Genomic DNA, 24,260 nt, shown 5'->3' with positions numbered 1-24,260 from the left:
AGAGGGGACTAAAAAATAATCTTGCTATGCATCTTCAATATCAACAATCAAATCAGCAGTAATAGCTTCAAGTGCAGCGACCACTTCATCTTTATTCATACCATTAGGTAACTCAACTGTCGCAACAGCGCTAAATATAGGCACACCCCAATTAGGTGCACTTTGCTGCTTTGAATTTAAATGCGTAATATTTGCCCCTTTGTGTCTAATTACACCTGCGAGCTCTTGCACAATACCGGGGCGATCATTACCAGTGATAACAAAGTTAAGCTTTTCAGCCGGGTTGTCGGCTAAAGAGTCAACACCAGTTTCAATACGCACTTCAAGCTTTTCAAGAGCATGTAGGGAGTCTTGTAATTCTTGTAAATGCTCTTCAGGTACAGCCACTTCAATAATGCCGGCAAAATGTCCAGCTAGGTGGCTTAAGTTACTTGTTAACCAATTACCGTGATGGTTTAAAACGGTGGATGATATTTCTTCTACAAGGCCGGGTCTATCTAGCCCTAAAATAGTTATAACTAGTTGCTTCATAAGTAGATTCCTAAAAATACCGATTATAAAGAGAGAAGTGCGTCGGCGTAAAATAGTTGCATGATTGTTATGTTTAAAAAATCAGATTGAGTATTGACTCTATCCGCTATTTTGTCCAACTTTTTGACTTTAAGTTCTGTAAGTAAACTATAAATTAGTTCCTTTTTATGTCCCTAATGCTATAACTTTATGATTATTATGCATAAAAATGTTGATTGAATTTTTCTCATTTTGCTAGGTTTTAGCTTAACCACATGAAAAGTAATGCCTTTTATGCATAGCGTTTAAATATGAAAACATAACCGCGTAATTATGACGGCTGTAACAATACTGTCATCTTGGTGAAATATAATCAGCCCAACGTTAAGTTTTAAAGGTGTTTCGATGACTTCCAATCCGAATAAACCGTCTTTTAATACGGATAGAAGCCGTCTATTTAAAGACAGGTTTGCCCAATTTAGCATTACTGCTGGCGGTATAATGGTATTAATAGCTTTGCTACTAATATTCTTTTATCTGCTTTATGTTGTTCAGCCTATTTTCGAATCAGCTAAGGTCGAAACCCGCGATAGCTTTGCTTTAAACAATGCAGATCAAGTCGTTGGGATAGGGGTGGAAGAGCAAACAGAAGTCGCTTTTTTACTTTCTAAGCAAGGCAGTGTGGATTTCTACAATGTTGAAGAAGCGACTTTTGGCCAGAAACTAGCGTCATTAGATGTTTCGCTAGAGGCTGATGTAACAAGCTTTGCTAACAGCGCACCATTTCAAGGTTTATATGCATACGGTTTAGAAAACGGCACGGTGAGCATTGTTGCACCAAAGTTTCTTGTTACTTTTCCAAATAATACCCGCAAGTTAACACCTCGACTCGATTACCCGTTAGGTGAAGTTTCATTGATTGTTGACGATGAAGGGGCTGCTTTATCACAGTTTGCATTCAGCCATTTTGAGGATAGCACTGCTGTGGTTGCACAAACTGCAGATAAGCGCATTATGTTTAGTAGCTTTGTTGCTGAAGAAAATATGTTTACCGGTGAGGTTGAATGGCAAGTAGAGCGCACTGAGCTAGATATAGAAGGACGTGTTGATCAGCTTCTTATGTCGCCTGATACGACGCGTGTTTTTGTTCGTACCGCAAATCAAATTTATATTTACGACACGCGTTACCCAAGTGAAGTTGAGTTGATACAAATCCTCGCTGCCAATGAAGAAAATGCTAATCTTGTTTCGGCTCAATTACTGGCTGGGGCTAACTCGTTGATGTTGGCAAACGATAACGGTGAGATATCGCAATGGTTTGAAGTAAACACAGACGATGGTCGTGAATATCAAAAAATTCGCTCATTCGAAACATCTAAACAAAGCAAGTTGAATATATTCACTGAGTTTTATCGCCGTACTTTTTTCACTACTAGCTCTAATGGTGAGTTAGGTGTTTATTACACCACTAGTGAAGCAAAGTTATGGCAAGGTAAAGTAAGCGATGGGGCAATTGAAAACTTTGCAATTGCGCCACGTTCTAATGCTGCATTGATTCTAGCGGATGATAAGTTAACCGTGCTAGAAATTCATAACGAGCACCCAGAGGTAACATGGTCAGCGCTATGGCAAGAAGTATGGTACGAAGGTTACCCTGAGCCTGGCTACATTTGGCAATCAACTTCAGCAAGTGATGATTTTGAATCAAAGTTCTCATTGGTACCCATTTCATTCGGCACAATCAAAGCCGCTATGTACGCCATGTTGTTTGCTGTACCGATTGCATTATCAGCAGCAATTTATACCGCTTACTTTATGTCGAGCGAGTTACGTAAAGTTGTTAAGCCAACCGTTGAAATCATGGAAGCATTACCAACAGTTATACTTGGTTTCTTAGCGGGTTTATGGCTTGCACCATTAATTGAAGAGCACCTACCTGCTATTGTCGGTTTGTTGGTTATGCTGCCATTGGGTATTTTAGGTACCGCTTATGGCTGGACTAAACTACCTTCGAGCATCCGTCATCGTATTCCTGAAGGCTCTCATTCAATTTTATTAATCCCAGTAGTATTGCTTATTGGTTGGCTCGCGTTTGCCATGAGCGGTGCGATTGAATTGTGGATGTTTGATGGAAATGTACGCCAGTACTTAACCAATGAGCTTGGCATGACCTTTGACCAACGTAACTCTCTGGTTGTTGGTATAGCAATGGGCTTTGCCGTTATCCCAACTATTTTCTCAATAGCAGAAGATGCGGTATTTAGCGTACCTAAGCACCTTTCAAACGGTTCGTTAGCTTTAGGTGCAACGCAGTGGCAAACGTTAGTTAGTGTTGTACTACTGACAGCCAGCCCAGGAATTTTCTCAGCAGTAATGATGGGCTTAGGTCGTGCAGTCGGCGAAACCATGATTGTACTGATGGCAACGGGTAATACGCCAATTATGGACTGGAGTATTTTCCAAGGTATGCGTACATTAGCCGCAAACATTGCAGTCGAAATGCCAGAGTCTGAAGTGGGTAGTTCTCACTATCGAATCTTGTTCTTAGCGGCATTTGTATTATTCATATTCACCTTTATTTTTAACACAGTAGCTGAGTTTGTTCGTCAGCAGCTGCGTGATAAATACAGCTCAATGTAAGTGGAGAGACACGACATGGTAAAGCAGTGGTTTAAGTCAGGTTCTCCTTGGATATGGATGACAGGTGGTGCAGTAAGTATCAGCTTAATATCTGTATTAGGGTTATTAGCAATGATTGCTTGGAAAGGTTTAAGCTTTTTCTGGCCATCAGAAGTTGCGCAGTTTGAGTTAGATGGCTCAGTAGCAAAACAAACTGTTATTGGTGAAATTTATGACCGTGAGATGGTGCCAAAGTCTCGCTTAGAGGCGATGGGTATTGATTTATCTGGTTTTGATAAAGAGCATTTAGAGCGCTTATTAATTAAAACCGGTAACCGTGAATACGTTGATTTAGATTTTCGTTGGATTTTAGAGACTGACATAAAATCAAAATCTATGCCTGCGGACTTAGCCGTATTCGAGCGCAGTAAAAACGGTAACTTCTACGGTTATGTTGAAAAGGTGATAAAAGACGGGCAAGTCATCACTAATAATAAAACAGAACTATTAGAAGAACTTGTAGAACGTGCTGTTGAGCTAAACGAAGAAGCGCTTGATTTACAAAATGGTGATATTGGCCATATAAACTACGAGTTAGAGCGTATCCGCTTAAGAGAGAAGTCATATTTACTTGATGATGAGCTCACTGATGCACGCGTGGCTGAGTTAGCACAAGAACGCGCTGAACTTCGTGCTGAATACTTAGTATTAGAGAAGCAGTTGTTCGCATTGCGTAATCAAGCAAAGCGCGACCAAGTCATTGTTAAAGATATGCGCGGTGAAATGGTGACAATTCCGTTGTATCAAGTACTCGATTTTTGGCAGCCAAATGATATGGGCTTCTTTGCAAAGTTAGGGCATTATTTTGTTCAACTGGGCAAGTTTGTTGCTGATGACCCACGTGAAGCGAATACTGAAGGCGGCGTGTTCCCCGCAATCTTTGGTACCGTGTTTATGGTTATGCTTATGGCGGTAATTGTGACTCCATTTGGTGTTATTGCTGCAATTTACTTACATGAGTACGCAGCAAAGAATGCAGTGACCAAAATGATTCGTATCGCGGTAATCAATTTAGCGGGTGTACCTTCGATTGTTTACGGTGTATTTGGTTTAGGTTTCTTTGTTTATATGCTCGGTGGTAGTTTAGACCAATTATTCTATCCTGAAGCAGCGCCAAGCCCAGTATTTGGTACTCCAGGTGTTATGTGGTCAGCATTAACCTTAGCTATTTTAACCTTGCCGGTTGTTATTGTTTCAACGGAGGAAGGTTTATCACGTATCCCAAGTACTGTTCGTCATGGCTCGTTGGCTCTTGGGGCAACTAAAGCTGAGACGTTATGGCGTATTATTGTACCAATGGCAAGCCCAGCCATAATGACAGGTTTAATACTAGCCGTTGCTCGCGCAGCGGGCGAAGTTGCGCCATTGATGTTAGTTGGTGTGGTTAAAATGGCACCAACATTACCACTGGATGGCAACTTCCCATATTTTCACTTAGATAGAAAGTTTATGCACTTAGGCTTCCATATATACGATGTTGGCTTCCAAAGCCCTAACGTTGAAGCGGCTCGTCCGTTAGTATACGCCACAGCATTCTTGTTAGTATCGGTGATTATTACATTGAATATCACAGCAATCGGCATACGTAATCATTTACGTGAAAAATTCAGATCGCTTGAGCATTAATTAGTAAAGGTAAAAAGACATGATTACAGTCGCTCCACAAGTAAACCAATCAGGCGGTAGCTTGAAATTGGACTTAGAAAATTTAGCCTCTGAGCAAACGGCACTCGAGATCAAAGACTTAGATCTTTACTATGGTGATAAGCAAGCACTAAGCTCAGTGAATATGAAAATTCCTAAAGGCCAAGTAACGGCTTTTATCGGGCCATCAGGTTGTGGTAAATCAACACTTTTACGTTGTATTAACCGTATGAATGACTTGGTTGATATTTGTCGAATTGAAGGTGAGATTTTACTTCACGGACAAAATATTTACGATAAAAGCGTTGATGTTGCAGCCCTTCGTCGTAATGTTGGTATGGTGTTTCAGCGCCCGAATCCGTTTCCTAAATCAATTTACGAAAATGTGGTTTATGGCCTACGCTTACAAGGTATTAAAGAAAAGCGTAAGCTAGATGAAGTGGTAGAGCAGTCACTTCGTGGTGCTGCGTTATGGGATGAAGTTAAAGACAGGCTTCATGACAGTGCATTTGGTTTGTCTGGCGGTCAGCAGCAACGTTTAGTGATTGCTCGTTCAATCGCGATTGAACCTGAAGTTTTGTTACTTGATGAACCAACGTCTGCACTTGATCCTATCTCTACGTTAGTTATTGAAGAGTTGATAAACGATTTAAAAAATAAGTTTACCGTTGTAATTGTTACTCATAACATGCAACAAGCAGCACGTGTATCTGATCAAACAGCATTTATGTACATGGGTGAGTTAATTGAGTACTCAGATACCAATACTCTATTTACTACACCGAACAAAAAGAAAACTGAAGACTATATTACAGGTCGTTATGGTTAAGGTAATTGCTACCGATTTTGCTGTGTTATTACGAATTTGATAAGAAGGTAAACAATGGAACACAATCTTAATAAGCATATCTCAGGTCGCTTTAATCAAGAGCTTGAGAACGTACGTAACCATGTTTTAAGCATGGGAGGCTTAGTTGAGCAGCAGCTCAATAGTGCGCTAGATGCTGTCAGTAATGGTGATGCGGAGCTTGCGCGCAAAGTAAGAGAAAATGATTATAAAGTAAACGCGATGGAAGTGAATATTGACGATGAGTGCACACGTATTATTGCTCGTCGCCAACCTGCTGCTAGCGATTTACGTTTAGTCGTTGCGATTGCTAAAACCATTGCAGATCTTGAACGTATTGGTGATGAAGCTGAACGTATTGCTAAGGTTGCCTTAGACTCGTTTACTAAAGATCAGCAAGACTTATTAGTGAACATTGAAAACATGGGGCGTCAGGTATCTAAAATGCTACATGATGTTTTAGATGCATTTGCACGTATGGATGTGCAAAAAGCATTTGAAGTTCATAAAGAAGATGCCAAAGTTGACCGTGAATATGAAGCCATTACACGTCAAATTATGACTTATATGATGGAAGACCCACGTTCAATCCCAAAAATTATGGATTTAGTGTGGTCTGTTCGTTCATTAGAGCGCATTGGTGATCGTTGTCAAAATATTGCTGAATACATCATCTATTTTGTTAACGGTAAAGATATTCGTCATACATCTCAAGAAGATATAGAAAAGTCACTATAACGGTGATTCTAATTATTTATTCTTAAAAGCGGCTTAAGGTCGCTTTTTCTGTCAGAACAGTCATTTTTATTGTACTCAAGTGGCAGTGAAGTAATAAAAAGCGTTCACAATCGTTGTGAATGCTGTAAAATTCACGCCGCAAAGCATACTAATTTGATTTAAGGGTCAGTTATGCCTACAAACGCATTTTTAGGGGTATTCGCAAAATCTCCTATTAAGCCAATGGAAGATCACATCAAGAAGGTACATCAAGCAAGTAAAGCTTTGATCCCTTTTTTCAACCACGTATTTAAAGAAGAATGGGCTCAAGCAGAAGAGATTCGCTTGAACATTCGTAATTTAGAGCGTGAAGCCGACGATATGAAACGAAATATACGTTTACAACTACCGCGTGGTTTATTCATGCCGGTAGAGCGTACAGATCTGCTCGAACTCGTCACCCAGCAAGACAAAATTGCAAATAAAGCAAAAGACATTGCTGGTCGTGTAATTGGTCGTGAGATGACCATTCCTAAAGAGATTCAGACTGATTTCTTAGCCTATGTAACTCGTTGTGTTGATGCGACTAAACAAGCATCTAACGCAATTAATGAGTTAGATGAGTTACTAGAGACTGGTTTTAAAGGTCGTGAAGTGACCTTAGTAGAAAAAATGCTAGTTGAATTGGATGCAATAGAACAAGACACGGATGATATGCAAATCAAAATTCGTCGCCAATTACGCGTCGTTGAAGATGAACTAAACCCTGTTGATGTAATGTTTTTATATAAAATCATTGAATGGGTTGGCGAGCTTGCTGATATTGCAGAGCGCGTAGGTTCACGTCTTGAGCTGATGTTGGCTCGTTAATTTACACTCAGTTCAATAACGAAAGATTAAGGTTACACAATGGATATCATTGCATCTTATGGCACGGTATTAATTTTAATTGCCGCAGCAGTCGGTTTTTTTATGGCTTATGGTATTGGCGCGAATGACGTTGCTAATGCTATGGGTACTTCAGTAGGTTCAAAAGCTTTAACTATCAAGCAAGCTATTTTTATTGCTATGATTTTTGAGTTTGCTGGGGCCTATCTCGCAGGCGGCGAGGTAACATCGACGATTCGTAAAGGTATTATCGATTCAACTCCATTCTTGGATATTCCAGAATTGATGGTACTGGGTATGATCTCAGCTCTTTTTGCAGCAGGTAGTTGGCTACTTATTGCATCATTTTTAGGCTGGCCTGTTTCAACAACTCACTCAATCATTGGTGCAATTATTGGTTTTGCTCTTGTTGCAGTAGGTAGTGAAGCCATTCAATGGGGTAAAGTTGCTGGTATCGTAGGTAGTTGGATTGTTACCCCTGCTATCTCGGGCTTTATCGCTTATCTCATCTTTATGAGTGCGCAAAAACTGATTTTTGATACCGAAGCTCCACTTAAAAACGCTAAACGCTTTGTGCCTGTATATATGGGTCTAGCCGGTTTTATTATGTCTTTAGTGACGATTAAAAAAGGCTTAAAGCATATTGGTATTAATCTAGGTGCGGTTGAAGGTTATGCATTTGCTATCGGTATTGCTGTAATAGTAGGTATCGTGGGTAAAATTGCTATTTCTCGCTTAAAGATAGATCCACAAGCTGATAAGAAAATGCAATTCAACAATGTTGAAAAAGTATTTGCTATCTTAATGGTATTAACCGCTTGTTGCATGGCATTTGCTCATGGCTCTAACGATGTCGCCAATGCAATTGGTCCATTAGCTGCGGTTGTAAACATCGTAGAAAATAATGGTGAAATAGCGAAGAAAGCTGCACTTGCATGGTGGATATTACCACTAGGTGGTATTGGTATCGTTGCCGGTCTTGCTATCTTAGGTAAAAAAGTAATCAAGACTATTGGTGAAGGCATCACACATTTAACGCCTAGCCGTGGTTTTGCTGCGGAACTAGCCGCTGCTTCAACCGTTGTTATTGCTTCTGGTACCGGCTTACCTATCTCTACTACACAAACCTTAGTTGGTGCTGTGTTAGGTGTGGGTATGGCCCGTGGTATAGCTGCACTTAATATGGGTGTAGTAAGAAACATTGTGGTTTCTTGGGTAATAACATTGCCAGTAGGCGCTGGTCTTGCTATTGTTATTTTCTACATATTAAGAACTGCGTTCGGAGTCTAATTCCCGCAGCTTTTAAGTAGCACAGACTTTTAGCTTGAAAAGATCTCAATGCCCTAGGTATTGGGGTCTTTTTATTTGTAGGTAACAAAAGTAATGACTAATCTACCAAGTATTAAACAGCTGCAATATTTATTGGCTGTGCATCAGCATCAACACTTTGGCCGTGCTGCCAGTGCCTGCTTTATTGGCCAGTCAACACTCAGTAGTGCAATTCAAACATTAGAAGAAACCTTAGGTTGCCAGTTAATCGAACGTGAAAATCGTAGTCTAATGTTTACCGCTATTGGCGAAGAAGTTGTTGAACGTGCCCGTAAAATCATTGACGATACATTAAGCGTTAAAGAGCTGACTAAAAGTCATTTAAACCCATTAAGTGGTAAATTAACGTTAGGGGTAATACCCACCATAGCAAGCTTTATTGCTGCGCCGTTATATCATTTCTGTCAGCAAAACTTTATCGAATTAGAACTGATACTGGTCGAAGATACCAGTGATCAGTTACTAGATAAGTTAGAGCATGGCCATATAGATTTAGCACTACTTGCCTTGCCATACGATACTGATAAGTTTCATACTCAAGTATTGGCTCAAGATCACTTTAGTTTAGTGCATCATTCAGATTACACTCCAGCGGTTGGTATTGAAGACTTTAATTTATTACCCGATGCCAGCGTTTTCTTATTAGAACGTGAGCATTGTATGACAGGCCATGCGCTTAGCGCGTGTCATCTAAATCGCTCAAGTTGTATTAATCCATTTGAAGCGGCAAGCCTGCATACGCTACTAAGCATGGTTGAACATCAGCTCGGCGTAACATTCCTACCACAAATGGCAATCAATGCAGGGATTCTTGCCAATAAAAATATGCTGGCAACACCATCAAAGGGTGACGCATACCGTGATATAGGAATATTGTGGCGTAAAACGACCGGTCGAATTCGGGATTTTCGTTTATTTAGCCAAGCGCTCGAGGAGTTTTTAAATAAGCAATGCCAAATGGATAATGCCTCTTAGCCACAAATACTGAAAAAGCTCAATTTATTTGAGCTTTTTTGATCTCATTTCAAACTATTTATTTTCTCCCCTCGACTAACCTAATAAGTAAGTTAATTAAAAATTGAGAATTGTGTTTTTTCAATCACTAGAAACATTAATCGCAAAGGCACAGCAAGGTAATAAACGCGCCTGGCTTAAGCTGGTTAAACAGCACGAGAGCCAAGTTTATAACCATTGCTTGCGGATGCTCAGTAACCCGGATGATGCCATGGACTTAATGCAGGAAGTGTTTATTTCTGTGTACAAGAGCTTGCCAAAATTTCGAGGTGAATCAAGTTTTAACACCTGGGTATTCCAAATAGTGCACCGTCGTAGTGTTGAGTATTACCGCCGTCGCAAGCAGTTCCAAAGCCTTGATGAAGTGCCTGAGCAGGTGTGTGTGCATAGTGAACTGGAGAATAATCAGTTAGTGCAAGTTGAGCATCAACAATTAAAAACGATGCTAAATAACTTACCATGGGAGCAGCGTTTGGTGGTCGAGTTAAAGTTTTTCCAGCATTGCACCTTTGAAGAGATAGCTGAGCAACTCGATATTTCCATAAATACCGCCAAGTCTCGTTTATATAGTGCATTAGGTAAATTAAAAGTTCATTTGGAGGCCGTTGATGGCTAATTTAGAGTCGCTTTTTGAGCAATGGTTAGAAGGCAATATTTTGAGTGCTGCGCAATTGCAACAGCTTGAAAATGATCCTGAATATAGTGCGCTGATGAGCCAGGCACAAGTCTGGCAGCAGCATAGTAATGAATATAAAACAGTGCCAGTGCCACAGTGGGATCGCCAGTCAACAATGCCTCAGGTCGCTTCTGTAAGTGTATTTAGCATGGCTGGGGTATGGGCTGTTGCGGCATCAGTTATGGTTTGTTCGTTAATTTTTTTAGTGATGCCAAAACAGCAGGCGCCAGAATTACTGGATCAAGTCGCGAAACAAACACAGTTATTAGAATCACAGCAAAAGCAAATAGACCAGTTACAGAAAATTATAACTGCACAAAATGAGTTACAACAGCAACATATGTATCAACTAGCAAAAGAGGCAATAGCTACCGGACGAGTTGAGCGCCAGGAAGATCTTAATAATTTACTGACTTATTTCAAAACGCAGCGTGCTCAAGATCAAGCTTATCTTCGCATGCAGCTAAATGATTTAGCCGAACAAGTTCAAGAGCAGCCATTGGCAGCTATCGCAAAAAATTAGGAGTAAATGAATATGAATAAAAAACTGATTAGCGGCGTTATTATCGCCATGCTAGGTTGTACGAGTAGCAAGTTATTTGCACAAAGTCCGGATGATCTAGCTGCCATACAGCGAGAAGTTGGCATTATGGAGAACATTCTTAGCGCAGCGTTAAAACAAGATACCGATAAAGCTGTGCGTACTATAAAAGCTCATTATCTTGTTAAGCAAGGTGTTGTTTTTGAATTAGACATTAGAAGTGCGAACCGTTGGCAAAGTTTTTTTAGTAGCGTACCTAATGCGCCATTACCTCCTCTGCCTGAGATTGATTTCTCTGAAGTGAATATTGAGTTTATTAGCGACCATGCTGAAGCAATAAGCGAACATGCTGTTAAGTCATCCCGTAAAGCTTATCAACAAGCGATGGAAGTTATGAGAGAAGGGGCTGAGCAAGTAAGAGAAGCTGCAGAGCAAGAGCGTGATATAAGTCGTGAACTACGCGATTTAGAGCGTGAAAAGCGTGATCTTGAGTTTGCTAGCCGCCATGATAATAGCGCAGAAGCAAAAGAGTTAGCGCAACGCAAAAAAAGCCTTGAAAAAGAAATTGCAGCACTTGAAAAACAACAAGTAAAGCTCACTAAACAGCAACAGAAATTGCGTCAAGATATAACTGAAAAACAAGCTGAACGTGCCAAACAGCAAGCCGCAGAGCAACAAAAATTGCTCACCCAGGTTAATAACAGCATCAGTTTAACTTTGTGTGACTATGGCAGTGGGTTGCGTAACTTACCTAATGATGAGCATGTAAGTTTTGTGCTCAATGGTTTGGCTGATAATAGAAAAAGTATGATCAAAGTATTTAATAAGGCGGATATAAAAAAATGTGTAATGGGTGATATTAAAGCTAATGACTTAGCCCTTAAAGCCATTAGCTATCAGTTCTAATATAACTTATTAAGAACGATCCCTGACCAACAAAGCAGCCTGTCATAAAGGCTGCTTTTCATTGTGCCCTTCATACTCAAACTGCTTATTAAACGGGGTAATATCAGGTAAAAACAATAAATACACCCATACTACTAGATTAAAGTAGGGCACTAAGCCTAGGCAAGTAAATGTAGTAACAGGGTAGCCTTTTAAACAAGCATAGCGGTAGCACTGATAAGTTATCCCTAAATTTACCAATAGCAGTAGTACGATCAATTGCGTCATAATTTAACTCCTTAAATTCGACAATACCACTAACAAAATGTTAATTGCTCAGTAGTATGTTCTAGCTAATTAGTGATGTCATGTAAATTTTTGTTTATCATAGTAAAAACAAGACATTTAACAACATCGTGTACAAAGTATAGATGAGTTACAGCTATATGGAAGTAAAAAATGCGCAGAATTATGCAAGAAAGTGTGTTTTTTGAGCTAGGTTATTGTTCGTAAAAAGTTTTGTTTTGAGATATTTTTTCAAGCTCATTTTTTATTTTTTCTACCGGTACTGGGCGTGAAATAAAGTAGCCTTGTCCGTAATCAACACCAATTTCTTTTAGTGCTAAAAATATCTCTTCGTTTTCAACATATTCCGCTACAGAGCGCTTATCTAAAGAGCGGCTAATATCATTAATTGCTTTTACTAAGGCCAAATCGATAGGATCATTAAGCATATCCCTAACAAACGAGCCATCAATTTTTACATGTTGTGCAGGGAGTTGTTTTAGGTAATTAAAGGTACTAAAGCCGGTACCAAAATCGTCAATTGAAAAGTGACAGCCAAGACGGTTTAGTTTTTCAATCATGGCTCTTGTTGCAGCTAAATTGTTTATACTGGCAGATTCAGTTATTTCAAAAATCACCCGAGTTGCCGGTAAATTGAACTTCTCAAGGGTTGATTCAATATGGGGTAGTAACCGCTCATCTAAAAATGATTGAGCAGATAAGTTAATCGCAATTTGATTGAGCTCTGGATTAGCGGCGATAGCTGCAACAGCATTACGAATTACACACTGATCCATTAAGTAGGTGTCATTGAGTAATTCAAGAGAAGGTATAAATTGGTTTGGATAAATCAATTCACCATCAAGCTTTAATCTCAGAAGTGTTTCAAAGTAGGCGACTTCACCTTTTTTGAAGTCCCAGATTGGTTGATAATGCAGTTCAACTTGATCCTGCTGAAGGGCTTGGCGGATGCTGTGACCCCACTCAAGGCCAGCTTGTAGTGTATTATGACTGGCATCGTCTTTAGAATAGCAATGAACCAAATTACGGCCTAAATTTTTGGCAATATATAAGGCGATATCAGCTTGCTTTAAACACTCACTCGGGTCGTGATTGGCTGCTGTTATTTGTGTTAAACCAATAGAGCAGCTAATTGAATAAACTTGTTCTTCCGATTTGAATTGATGGCCTTCAATTGCCATGCAGATGCTTTCAGCTACCAAATGAGCGTCTAACAAGTTTATGTTTTTTAAGATAACCGCAAACTCATCACCACCAATTCTGCAAACAAGGTGTTCATCACTAATATTAGCTGTAAACAACTGAGCGACTTCTTTTAAAACAATGTCGCCTTGTTGATGGCCTTTACTGTCGTTGATAATCTTAAAGTGGTCTAAATCAATGTAAATCAGTGCATGTTCTACATCAGCATAGGTATTGCTTGTTTGGCAAATACGATTTAGCTGCTGATCAAAGTAATATCGATTATGTAAACCAGTTAAAGTGTCATGCAAAGCGAGATGTCGTAATTGTAGTTCGGCTTGTTTACGTTCATGAATATTATCAATGGTTGCAGTGATAGTTGCAGCGCTACTGCTATTTTTTATTAGTTGTAAACGACACTCCACCCATATAGCACGGCCATCTTTGTGGATGATCTGAATTTCAACTTTTTGTTGCTCTATCCCGTCTTTTAATATCGTGCTGATTGTACTTAACAGTTTTACTTTGCATTCATCAACACAAAAATCAGTGAGAGATTTAGTTAAAGTATGTTTTATACCAAAGCCACTGAGAGATTCCCAAGCCGGATTAATAAAGCGGATCAGCCCTTGCTGATCAAACTCAAGCACGACGGTATTTAAGTGTAATAAAATACGCTGGTGCGCAGAAAACAGTTCTTTATATCGACTTTGGCTTTGACTTAATTGTTCAACCTTTTGCGCGAACTCTGCATAGCTCACCATAAAATCTTCACGGCGTGCGGCATGGTCGCATACTTTACTCAAAAAAGACTGCTCATAAGGTGCACGAATAAAGTCTGTTACGCCTGAAAGCAGTAACTGCTCAGTATAATCTGCATCATTAGTTTCAATAATGGTTACAATGGCTTGCTTAGAATTATGCTGTAGTATCTCTTTGACCAGCTCATTGGCAGGCCCGGCAAGATCTGCAGTTGCATCCAGTAATACAATTGAAAAGTCTTGTTGCAAATACGTGGCTAATGCCTGCTTGTTTGTGGTTGCCCGATTGCAAGCAAAATTCAGTGCCAAGGTTTGCTCAATTTCAGCCGCTTTGTCATCGTCCACTTCTACTAACAGCAGGTTTAAACGACTACTTTTTTCTAGGTGCGTAGAGAGTACGTTGGCTAAAACTTGTGGCAGCATGTCTTGGCGTTCAAACGGCAGTACGGCATCAATACCGTAACTGCGGGCGGTTGTTTCGGCTATGCGTTCACAGTAAATCGGGGGGGTAAGCAAAATAGGCGTATTTTTTTTAGTTTTTAACAGCCCAGAACGTATCATTCGCGAAAAGCGCCAGCCATCAATTTTACCCACATCAAGGCCTGTGATAACTACATCGACCGCTTGGTGTTTTAAAATCTCTAACGCTTGCTGTGTATCGCTAACTTCAATGAAGGTGAACACATTAAGTTTAGTAAGAGTTGACCTAATAGTCTGACGCTCAGTCATACTGGCGTTTAAAATCAGCAACTTTAGCTGCTTAGCCATGAAGTCATTACCTCTTATTAACCCATGCTTAATTCAATAGATTAGGATAATGCCATTTGTCCCGAATCACAAGAAAACATTAGCGTGCCATGAAACTTAGTTGAGCAATGAGTTTGATACAGTTAAACTTGGCGCGACTTTTTTGATCTGGATATATTTAATATGCGCGTTGCTGACTTTAGCTTTGACCTCCCTGATGAATTGATTGCTCGTTTTCCGAAACAGGATAGAACAAGTAGTCGTTTACTTACTTTAGATGGCCCATCAGGTGCACTTGAACACAAAGTATTTAGCGATATTTTAGCGTTAGTGAACGAAAATGATTTACTGGTCTTTAACAATACAAAAGTAATTCCAGCGCGTATGTATGGGCAAAAAGAGTCTGGCGGTAAAGTTGAAGTGTTAGTTGAACGTGTACTTGATGAGCACAGAGTACTTGCTCATGTGCGTGCTAGTAAATCTCCCAAGGAGGGCACCACGCTGACACTTGAAGGTAAAGCGAAAGCCACCATGATTGGCCGCCAAGGTGAGCTGTTTGAACTAGAGTTCACTGATAGTCAAAATGTATTAGAGATTTTAAACGATATTGGTCACATGCCACTACCGCCTTACATCGACCGCCCAGACACAGAGGATGACCGTAAGCGTTACCAAACAGTGTATGGTGAAAAGCCAGGTGCAGTAGCTGCGCCCACCGCAGGACTCCATTTTGACGATACTTTAATGGCCGCGCTAAAAGAAAAAGGCGTTAACATGGCCTTTGTTACGTTACATGTAGGAGCTGGGACTTTTCAACCTGTACGCGTTGACTCAGTAGATGACCACATTATGCACTCTGAATACATTGAAGTGCCTGATGAGGTGGTTGCTTTGGTTGCTAAAACAAAAGCAAATGGCGGGCGAGTAATTGCAGTAGGTACCACGTCGGTTCGCTCTTTAGAGTCTGCCGCAAAAATTCACGGCGGTGAACTAGCTAGTTACTTTGGTGATACGGATATCTTTATTTATCCGGGTTATCAATTCAACGTGGTTGATGCCATGGTCACTAACTTTCACTTGTCAGAATCAACGCTTATTATGTTGGTGAGTGCTTTTTCAGGCCAAGATAACATCATGGCTGCGTATCAAACAGCGATAGAACAAAAGTACCGCTTTTTTAGTTACGGTGATGCAATGTTTTTGACCCGTAAGTAAATATAATTGAAGCGAATGTAAGGCCCTAGGGTCTGTTTATCTTTGCGGATTAAAATTTGTTCAAACTAGGGGCGGTTTAATCGCGGCGCGAGGTTTGTAACCTAGTGGGCTAAGTCAAAACCGAGCAAAGCTACCGCGTCCTGCTCACGCCCCTTACCTACATCCATGTAGGCAACAAAGAGTAAATCGCCCCTAGGCAGAACCCGAGGGGCAGCGCCTGTTTGGCATTGATGCTGCGTTATCACCTATTTATGGGGAATAACCACATCACATAGGCGCTGCCTTGCCTGAATACCAAACAGACTGCTGCAAATTTAACCTTGAAAGGTAAACAGACCCTAGCTAAATGCTGGGGTTTTTTACTTTTAATCTGGGCTTTTATCCCAATTAATAGTAATGCCATAGTAACTAATGGTAGAATCGAGCGGTTAAATTATAGCTTGTTGGTGTTATTCACCGGCATCAGTAGTTGGACTGTTTTTCCGACATTGAGGACGATATGAAATTTGAATTAGACCGTACTGACGGTAAAGCGCGCCGCGGCCGCTTGATTTTTGACCGAGGTGTTGTAGAAACACCTGCATTTATGCCTGTGGGTACCTACGGTACTGTAAAAGGCATGACCCCAGATGAAGTTAAAGATACTGGCGCACAAATTTGCTTAGGCAATACTTTTCACCTAATGCTGCGCCCTGGTACTGAAATCATCAAACAACATGGTGACTTACACGACTTTATGAACTGGGATCGTCCTATTTTAACGGATTCAGGCGGCTTCCAAGTGTTTAGTCTTGGTGCAATGCGTAAAATTTCTGAAGAAGGTGTATTGTTTAGCTCACCAGTAAATGGTGAGAAAATCATGCTTTCTCCTGAAAAAGCAATGCAAGTGCAGCGTGACTTAGGCTCAGACATCGTGATGATTTTTGACGAATGTACGCCATACCCAGCCACGGAAAAAGAAGCAAAAGACTCAATGGAGCTATCACTTCGTTGGGCTAAGCGTTCTAAAGAAGGTCACGGTGATAACCCATCAGCTTTATTTGGTATTATTCAAGGTGGTATGTATCCTGAGCTTCGTGCGCAGTCACAAAAAGGCCTTGAAGAAATCGGTTTTGATGGCTATGCGTTAGGTGGTTTATCTGTAGGTGAGCCGAAAAACGAAATGATCAATATTCTTGATCACTGTGCGTATAAGATGCCAGAGAACAAACCGCGTTACTTAATGGGCGTAGGTAAACCTGAAGACTTAGTTGAAGCTGTACGCCGTGGTATTGATATGTTTGACTGTGTTATGCCAACACGAAACGCGCGTAATGGTCACTTATTTGTGACTGGCGGCATTGTTAAAATCCGTAACGCAGTGCATAAAACAGATACCGGCCCACTTGATCCTGAGTGTGATTGCCATACATGTAAAAACTATTCTCGTGCATACTTACATCACCTTGATAAATGTAATGAAATTTTAGGTGCGCGACTAAACACAATCCATAACTTACGTTATTATCAGCGTGTGATGGAAGGCCTACGCAACGCAATAAGCGAAGGCAAATTAGATGAATTTGTAAATGATTTTTATGCTCGCCGTGGCCAAGAAGTCCCTGAGCTGGCAGATATAAATGATTAAATTTTATAAAAATTAAAGAGGAAGTGTTATGAGTTTATTTATTTCAAACGCCCACGCAAGTGCGGCTGGTGCAGCCCCTGCAGGCGGCGGTTACGAAATGCTAATTATGTTAGCTATTTTTGGTTTAGTATTTTACTTTTTGATCTACCGCCCACAAGCTAAGCGCGTAAAAGAGCATAAAAGCTTAATGAGCTCGATGGCAAAAGGTGATGAAGTACTGAGCCAAGGTGGGTTAGTGGGCAAAATTGTAAAAATCGCAGAAGACAAAGACTTCATCGTTATTGCATTAAACGATCAAACTGAAGTAACGGTACAAAAATCTGCAATTTCTGCAGTACTGCCTAAAGGCACAATGAAGTCGCTATAATTAGAATAATAAGGACAGGCACGTGTTAAACAAGTTTCCATTATGGAAGTATTTACTTGTTATCGCTGTGATTGCTATCGGCCTTTTATATGCTTCACCAAACCTGTATGGCCGCGATCCGGCCATACAGGTTTCTGGCGCAAAAGGTGCTGATGTTGAACTCAGTGTATTAGATACAGTAAATGGCATCCTCAAAGATAACAACGTAACAGTGAAATCTACAAAACTTGAAAATGGACAAATTTTAGTTCGTTTCAAAAATGTAGAAGAGCAACTTAAAGCGCAAGATTTACTGCGCAACTCACTGGGCGAAGATTACATCTCAGCCATTAATATGGCCCCGGCGCAACCTCATTGGCTGAAGAGCCTTGGTGGTAATCCAATGAAGTTGGGCTTGGATTTAAGTGGCGGTGTTCACTTTACGATGGAAATCGACATGGTTACAGCCGTTGATAACGCGCTGGAACAGATGGAGCAGGACTATAAAAGTGACCTACGTGGTGAAAAGCTTCGTTATCGATCAATTCGCCGTGTCGCTAATAGCGAACGTATGCGAGTTGAAATGCGCAGCGAAGAAGATAAAGATGCCGCTGAACGTTTTCTACAGTCTCGTTATCCGTTACATACCTTCATTGATGATAGCTCAAACGACAATGCCTTTTATGCCAATCTAAGCGATTTAAAGCTAAAAGAAATTCGCGATTACGCTATCAAGCAAAACGAAACTATTATTCGTAACCGTATCAATCAAATTGGTGTTGCAGAGCCAAATGTACAGCGCCAAGGTGCTGAGCGTATTATCGTACAATTACCTGGTGTACAAGATACAGCTCGCGCGAAAGAAATACTTGGTGCAACAGCAACTCTTGAGTTTCGTGAAGTAGACGAAAATGCCGATCCAACAGCGGCAGCGCAAGGGCGTATTCCTGCTGGTACAGAAATGATCATGAGCCGTGACGGTTACCCTGTAGTGCTCAAAAAACGCATTATTCTTGAAGGTAGCCATATTACAGGTGCACAATCAGGTGCCGATGAATATCAGCGTCCGCAAGTGAGTATTAGCCTTGATAGCAAAGGTGGCGCTAAAATGAATGCGTTCACTAAGCGTGCCATTGGTAAACGCATGGCAACGGTATTTATCGAATACAAGCCATCAGGTAAAAAAGATGCCAACGGTAAAGCTCTTCCACCTATTAAAGTTGAAGAAGTGATTAACGTGGCGACAATTCAGGCTCGCCTTGACCGTTCATTCCGTATAACTGGGATTGATAACCCAGCTGAAGCGCATAACTTAAGCTTACTACTTCGTGCTGGTGCCCTTGTTGCGCCAATTCAAATTGTTGAAGAACGTACTGTAGGTCCAAGCTTAGGACAAGAAAATATCGAAGCGGGTATGACCGCCGTCGCTCTAGGTTTCTTATTCGTACTAATATTTATGCTGGTTTATTACAAAGGTTTTGGCATGGTAGCAAACATTGCTCTTGCAGCGAACCTTGTGTTGATCATTGGTGTGATGTCGTTAATTCCAGGCGCTACACTAACGCTACCAGGTATTGCCGGTATTGTATTAACCGTTGGTATGGCCGTTGATGCTAATGTACTTATTTTTGAACGTATTCGTGAAGAACTTGCTGATGGCCGTAGTCCACAACAAGCGGTTCATCATGGTTACGACAGTGCATTTAGTACTATTTTTGATGCAAATATCACGACCTTAATTGCAGCGATTATTTTGTTTGCTGTAGGTACCGGTCCAATTGCAGGCTTCGCCGTAACATTAGCGATTGGTATTTTGACTTCAATGTTTACAGCGATTGTTGGTACACGTGCCGTGATCAACTTATTTATCGGCGGTAAACGTGTCGATAAGCTGTCAATTTAAGGAGCGATGATGCAAATTTTAAAATTAGGCGGCCGAACGTTAAAGTTCATGTCGTTACGAAAAGTTGCAATGGGTATTTCAACGTTGCTTATTTTGGCTTCACTAGCGTCAATCTTTGTAAAAGGCTTAAACTTTGGTTTGGACTTTACTGGTGGTACAGCCGTTGAAGTTGGCTTTTCACAACCTGCGGACTTAAAGAAAGTACGTGCGGTGCTTGCTGAAAACAACTTTGCAGATGCATCGGTGCAGTTGTTTGGTTCTAGCCAAGAAATCTTAGTACGTCTAGCACCGCGTGGCGATGACGTAAAAGCAGAAGTTATTGGTAATCAAGTTATTGCTGCATTAAAACAAGCTGACGACAGTGTAGTAATGCGCCGTATTGAGTTTGTTGGCCCAAGTGTCGGTGAAGACTTAAAAGAGCAGGGTGGCCTGGCCATGTTAACTGCACTTATCTGTATCTTAATTTACGTTGCATTTCGCTTTGAGTGGCGTTTTGCTTTAGGTGCGGTTTCAGCGCTAATGCATGACGTGATCATTACTTTAGGTTTGTTCTCAGTGCTTGGTTTGGAGTTCGATTTAACCATTCTTGCCGCGATACTAGCAGTAATCGGTTACTCACTTAACGATACCATTGTTGTATCTGACCGTATTCGTGAGAACTTTCGTAAAGTTCGTATTGACGACACGATTGAGATCATCGACATCTCGCTAACGCAAACCCTTAACCGTACATTAGTTACATCAATCACCACTATTTTGGTATTGATTGCACTATTTGTATGGGGCGGACAAACAATTCATGGTTTTGCCACTGCATTATTGTTTGGTGTTTTTATTGGTACGTATTCATCAATATATGTCGCCAGTGCGGTAGCCATTGCTATGGGCGTGAGTAAAGAAGACTTAATCCCTGAAGTAATTGAAAAAGAAGGTGCCGATTTAGATCCAATGCCTTAGATATTAATCTAAATAGCAGAACTAAATGTACGTTTAAAAACCGCTCCTTGAGCGGTTTTTTTATTGCAGGAACAGGCTGTAGCCGTGATTGTTTAAGGTTTGCGTTATGTGTAAAAGCTCATTAGCGCTGAAGTGCTCTCGATTTAATTATTGCTGTTTCTAGAACGTGATTTTTCATATAATGAGCATTATTCTTTGTTTTCATACAAGTTACCACTTTATGCTTAAGTCACTTCTTCTCACCAGTCTTTTAATCATGCTAAGTGCATGTGGTGACAATACTGAATCTACACACTCAGAACAACTCGATGAGCCAGTGCAATTAACCTTACTTGAGCAGTATCGTAATCAAGCAGTGCATGTATTAGATATTATCAATATCAAGAATGATGCGAATAAATTACAAAAAGAATCAGCGAAACTAGTGACACTGTCGCAATCATTATTGAAAGAGCTCACAGTTGAGGTTCCGCAATGTACGCACTATTTAGTTAGCCTAAATGCTGCTGCCGCGGACATGACGAGTTTACCAGTTGAAAAAATTGCAAGTGACTACCTACGTGGTAAAAAGTTACCTAGCTTCGAACAACCCATTTGCTATCACATTAAAGAGCTACTTGTTCATGGAGCTATGGTGCAAGCTATTGCTCATAAAGGGCTTAACAACAGCGTGGAATATAAAACGGCTGAGCTTGATATGATTGAAGCCATAGCTCACTTTGAGCAAGTTGAAGCTGAGCTGGCGGATTAGACATATAACTGTCATACTTAGTTGCTACTTTAACCGCCTCTTAATAATAATTGTCGGTTTGGTGCTAGGTGAGTATTCAGCGAATTACATTAGAAAAAATATTACACAATAGTGATATAACAACCTTATTCCAACCGATTTTTGATATTTCTAATAAGCACATACTAGGTTATGAAGCATTAAGTCGCGGCCCTAAAAATAGCCTGCTAGAAATGCCGAGCGAGCTTTTTAGTGCAGCAATCAGTTATGATAAAATTTCAGAATTAGAGTTATTATGTCGTTCAAAGGCGATTGAAAACTTTGTGAAATTAAACTTGCAGGGTAAATTGTTCTTAAATGTTAGCCCAAAAACACTCCTTGATCCATGTCACCCTAAAGGTGAAACCTTACATCTTATTGAACACTTTGGCCTCACCGCAAGTCGGGTTGTTATTGAAGTAACCGAGCAAGAAAAAGTAGATGATGGCTTTTTATTATTAAAAACGATTGCGCACTACCGCAAACTTGGTTTCTCTATAGCGATTGATGACTTAGGGGCTGGCTACTCGGGTTTAAAACAGTGGTCTGAGTTATGCCCTGACTTTGTAAAAATAGACCGTTACTTTATTGATCATTGCGATCAAAGTGTGGTGAAAAAAGAGTTTTTAAAATCGATTATCGAACTTGCTAAAGTGACTAATACAGAAGTCATTGCTGAGGGCATAGAGCGCATTGAAGAGCTATATTTATTAGAAAGCTTGGGCATAATAAATGCTCAGGGGTTTTTACTCGAGCGGCCAAACAGAAGACCAAGTGCAGAATTTAAAAGCCCGCAATTAGAGCAGCTAAATTTCACACCTTTAAGTAATCAGTTTGAACAATCAATGGCGATCGGTTGGTTGGCCGTAGAGCAAGCCGCCATCGTCAGTGAAACACGTTGTAAAGATGCTCATAAAATATTTGAACACGATAAAACAATAATCAGTATTGCCGTGTTAAACGAGCAACAGCAGCCTGTTGGCTTATTACATAAAGACCAACTGACCGAAGTATTTGCCGCACCTTATGGGCATGCACTTTATGATAAACAACCTGTTACCGCGTTAATGCATAAGCTGCCGTTAATTGTAGATGAAAACCAATTGCTTGATACGGTAAGCCAACAAATTACCGAAAACGACTTTGATATTCGACGCCATATTATAATTACGCGCGAAGAACAATATTTAGGTTTGGCACCATTGCGCGATATTTTAAAACACATTACCGATGAAAAAATTCGTCATGCGCAGCATGCAAATCCACTCACGATGTTACCGGGTAATGTGGCAATAAATGAAGCTATCGAATACCGCTTACGTGGCAAAAATAGTTTCTCTCTTGCGTATATAGACTTAAATCACTTTAAGCAATTTAATGACCTGTATGGTTATGCCAGCGGCGATAGTGTGATCAAGTTACTGGCCGATGTCACAGTGCAAGCATGCGCTAATATCCCTAGTTTTGTTGGTCACATAGGAGGGGATGACTTTATGGTGGTATTTGACAGTGATGAAGCCGCTCTAGTGTGTAATTACATAATTAATGATTTCGAAGCCAAAGCTCGTGCATTTTTTACCCCTGAGCATATCGCCAGTGGAGGCTATTGGGCAAGTAATCGCGAAGGGCAAAAGCAGTTTGTGCCGTTACTTACTTTATCAATAGGTTTGGTAGAGCCTGATTTAGCTCTATGTAACAACAGTCATCAAGTGGCTGCGCTTGCAACTGATGCTAAAAAAGAAGCAAAACGATACCGAGAAAGTCATTTATTTGTTTGTAAGCGCCGAAGTCCTGCACCTGCCGTGGTGAGGCTTAACCCGGATAAGCACGCTTTATAACTTTATACTTGAGTAATTACTTACCAGCATGTAGTTTAGAAAAAACACTCGATAAAATTAATGATGACCCGCGCATTTTTTTACCTAACATTACGTACATTATTATTTTGTTGTGCAGCAGCTGAAGCACAAACCATTAATGTCGCACAAGAGCCACGGGCACAATATAAGCGTGATGAATACTTAAGTACTTTGCTGGAGCAAGCCCTTGGCGCAGCACAATACCCTGCTAAAATTAACCACGTTATTGTACATCCACATCAACAACGCACTTTGATCAGCTTAGAAGATAATAATGTCGATTTATACTGGAGTATGACCAGTCCAGAACGAGAAACCTTGGCCATAGCAATAAAGATCCCACTATATCGCGGTTATATTGGTAAACGCGCGCTCGTAACTAATCGCCAGCTGCTACCATTATTTGAAAAAATAAGCACCATTGAACAACTCGAACAACTAAGCGCAGCTCAAGGGCATGATTGGCCAGATACAAAAATATTGGCTCATAACGGGTTAACCGTCAGGCCATTTGCGAACTACGAAGCAATGTTTGCTTTGACAGCCAAAGGTAAAACTGAGTATTTCCCGCGTTCATTTATAGAGGTAACGTCTGAGCTTAATGAGGTTGATAACCCTGACTTAGCGATTGTGCCTAACCTGTTTATTAGTTATCCAGCTGCATTTTATTATTTTGTATCAAAAGAAAAGCCCGAGCTCGCCAATGCGATTGAAAAAGGGTTGCTTAAAATGGAGCAAACCGGGGCGTTTAGGGCGCTATTCGAGAGTTATTTTTTGCAGGATTTAGAATCTCTCCCTTATGATGTAACGAATACAACCGAGCTTGAGTTAGTAAACCCTTATTTTGAGCATTAATAG

Annotated in this window: 21 protein-coding genes; 18 read left to right on the top strand and 3 right to left on the bottom strand. The window is 40.5% G+C overall.

Annotated elements, in window-relative coordinates:
• Nucleotides 1-24: 24 nt before the first annotated feature.
• Entirely contained in the window at nt 25-531 is a 507-nt protein-coding gene (locus AAEU30_RS10805) for a glycine cleavage system transcriptional repressor (RefSeq protein WP_421960515.1), read from the bottom strand.
• Between the two features lie 384 nt (nt 532-915).
• On the opposite strand from AAEU30_RS10805, the gene AAEU30_RS10800 reads away from it, so the two are divergent.
• From AAEU30_RS10800 to AAEU30_RS10755, 10 genes are all read left to right on the top strand, one after another.
• Nucleotides 916-3,150: an ABC transporter permease subunit gene (locus AAEU30_RS10800; protein WP_421960514.1), complete on the top strand. Its 2,235-nt coding sequence runs from the start codon at nt 916-918 to the stop codon at nt 3,148-3,150.
• A 15-nt stretch (nt 3,151-3,165) separates the two neighbouring features.
• Nucleotides 3,166-4,815, top strand: coding sequence for a phosphate ABC transporter permease PstA (gene pstA, locus AAEU30_RS10795; protein WP_421960513.1), 1,650 nt, complete (start codon nt 3,166-3,168; stop codon nt 4,813-4,815).
• Nucleotides 4,816-4,834: 19 nt separating this feature from the next.
• Nucleotides 4,835-5,662, top strand: a complete 828-nt coding sequence (pstB, locus tag AAEU30_RS10790) for a phosphate ABC transporter ATP-binding protein PstB (RefSeq protein WP_421960512.1) — start codon at nt 4,835-4,837, stop codon at nt 5,660-5,662.
• Nucleotides 5,663-5,716: 54 nt separating this feature from the next.
• Nucleotides 5,717-6,418, top strand: coding sequence for a phosphate signaling complex protein PhoU (gene phoU, locus AAEU30_RS10785; RefSeq protein ID WP_421960511.1), 702 nt, complete (start codon nt 5,717-5,719; stop codon nt 6,416-6,418).
• 171 nt (nt 6,419-6,589) lie between these two features.
• Nucleotides 6,590-7,267 (top strand): TIGR00153 family protein, encoded by a 678-nt coding sequence (locus AAEU30_RS10780; protein WP_421960510.1) that lies wholly within the window; start codon nt 6,590-6,592, stop codon nt 7,265-7,267.
• Between the two features lie 39 nt (nt 7,268-7,306).
• Nucleotides 7,307-8,575, top strand: coding sequence for an inorganic phosphate transporter (locus tag AAEU30_RS10775; protein ID WP_421960509.1), 1,269 nt, complete (start codon nt 7,307-7,309; stop codon nt 8,573-8,575).
• A 93-nt stretch (nt 8,576-8,668) separates the two neighbouring features.
• On the top strand, nt 8,669-9,589 hold the full coding sequence (locus AAEU30_RS10770; protein WP_421960508.1) for a hydrogen peroxide-inducible genes activator: 921 nt from the start codon (nt 8,669-8,671) through the stop codon (nt 9,587-9,589).
• A gap of 112 nt (nt 9,590-9,701) precedes the next feature.
• Nucleotides 9,702-10,244 carry an RNA polymerase sigma factor gene (locus tag AAEU30_RS10765; protein ID WP_421960507.1) on the top strand — a complete coding sequence of 181 codons (543 nt, stop codon included), beginning with the start codon at nt 9,702-9,704 and terminating at the stop codon, nt 10,242-10,244.
• On the top strand, nt 10,237-10,827 hold the full coding sequence (locus AAEU30_RS10760) for a hypothetical protein (RefSeq protein ID WP_421960506.1): 591 nt from the start codon (nt 10,237-10,239) through the stop codon (nt 10,825-10,827). Before AAEU30_RS10765 ends, AAEU30_RS10760 begins: the two co-directional genes overlap by 8 nt.
• Nucleotides 10,828-10,839: 12 nt before the next feature.
• The gene (locus AAEU30_RS10755; RefSeq protein WP_421960505.1) at nt 10,840-11,751 is read left to right on the top strand and encodes a Na/Pi cotransporter family protein; all 912 of its coding nucleotides are present in this window, start codon (nt 10,840-10,842) and stop codon (nt 11,749-11,751) included.
• Nucleotides 11,752-11,793: 42 nt separating this feature from the next.
• On the opposite strand, the gene AAEU30_RS10750 is transcribed toward AAEU30_RS10755, so the two are convergent.
• Together AAEU30_RS10750 and AAEU30_RS10745 are read right to left on the bottom strand one after the other, a co-directional pair.
• Nucleotides 11,794-12,018 (bottom strand): hypothetical protein, encoded by a 225-nt coding sequence (locus AAEU30_RS10750; RefSeq protein ID WP_421960504.1) that lies wholly within the window; start codon nt 12,016-12,018, stop codon nt 11,794-11,796.
• Between the two features lie 212 nt (nt 12,019-12,230).
• On the bottom strand, nt 12,231-14,747 hold the full coding sequence (locus AAEU30_RS10745) for an EAL domain-containing protein (RefSeq protein WP_421960503.1): 2,517 nt from the start codon (nt 14,745-14,747) through the stop codon (nt 12,231-12,233).
• Between the two features lie 162 nt (nt 14,748-14,909).
• On the opposite strand from AAEU30_RS10745, the gene queA reads away from it, so the two are divergent.
• The 8 genes from queA to AAEU30_RS10705 all read left to right on the top strand — a co-directional run bounded on the left by queA (nt 14,910) and on the right by AAEU30_RS10705 (nt 24,257).
• Nucleotides 14,910-15,941 carry a tRNA preQ1(34) S-adenosylmethionine ribosyltransferase-isomerase QueA gene (gene queA / locus AAEU30_RS10740; protein ID WP_421960502.1) on the top strand — a complete coding sequence of 344 codons (1,032 nt, stop codon included), beginning with the start codon at nt 14,910-14,912 and terminating at the stop codon, nt 15,939-15,941.
• Between the two features lie 499 nt (nt 15,942-16,440).
• The gene (gene tgt / locus AAEU30_RS10735) at nt 16,441-17,568 is read left to right on the top strand and encodes a tRNA guanosine(34) transglycosylase Tgt (RefSeq protein WP_421960501.1); all 1,128 of its coding nucleotides are present in this window, start codon (nt 16,441-16,443) and stop codon (nt 17,566-17,568) included.
• A 28-nt stretch (nt 17,569-17,596) separates the two neighbouring features.
• Nucleotides 17,597-17,935 carry a preprotein translocase subunit YajC gene (gene yajC / locus AAEU30_RS10730; RefSeq protein WP_421960500.1) on the top strand — a complete coding sequence of 113 codons (339 nt, stop codon included), beginning with the start codon at nt 17,597-17,599 and terminating at the stop codon, nt 17,933-17,935.
• Nucleotides 17,936-17,957: 22 nt separating this feature from the next.
• A complete protein-coding gene (gene secD / locus AAEU30_RS10725) occupies nt 17,958-19,817 on the top strand; it encodes a protein translocase subunit SecD (protein ID WP_421960499.1) in 1,860 nt (619 codons plus the stop codon).
• A 9-nt stretch (nt 19,818-19,826) separates the two neighbouring features.
• Nucleotides 19,827-20,774 (top strand): protein translocase subunit SecF, encoded by a 948-nt coding sequence (secF, locus tag AAEU30_RS10720; protein WP_087533341.1) that lies wholly within the window; start codon nt 19,827-19,829, stop codon nt 20,772-20,774.
• A 220-nt stretch (nt 20,775-20,994) separates the two neighbouring features.
• Complete coding sequence (locus tag AAEU30_RS10715; RefSeq protein ID WP_421960498.1) at nt 20,995-21,525, top strand: hypothetical protein; 531 nt, start codon at nt 20,995-20,997, stop codon at nt 21,523-21,525.
• Nucleotides 21,526-21,599: 74 nt separating this feature from the next.
• A complete protein-coding gene (locus AAEU30_RS10710) occupies nt 21,600-23,381 on the top strand; it encodes a GGDEF domain-containing protein (protein ID WP_421960564.1) in 1,782 nt (593 codons plus the stop codon).
• Nucleotides 23,382-23,444: 63 nt separating this feature from the next.
• The gene (locus tag AAEU30_RS10705; RefSeq protein ID WP_421960563.1) at nt 23,445-24,257 is read left to right on the top strand and encodes a substrate-binding periplasmic protein; all 813 of its coding nucleotides are present in this window, start codon (nt 23,445-23,447) and stop codon (nt 24,255-24,257) included.
• The last annotated feature ends 3 nt before the right edge of the window (nt 24,258-24,260 follow it).

Origin of the sequence: Pseudoalteromonas mucoides, assembly GCF_049257175.1 — a bacterium.
Lineage (GTDB): Bacteria > Pseudomonadota > Gammaproteobacteria > Enterobacterales > Alteromonadaceae > Pseudoalteromonas.
This window is presented reverse-complemented; position numbering and strand designations above follow the sequence as displayed.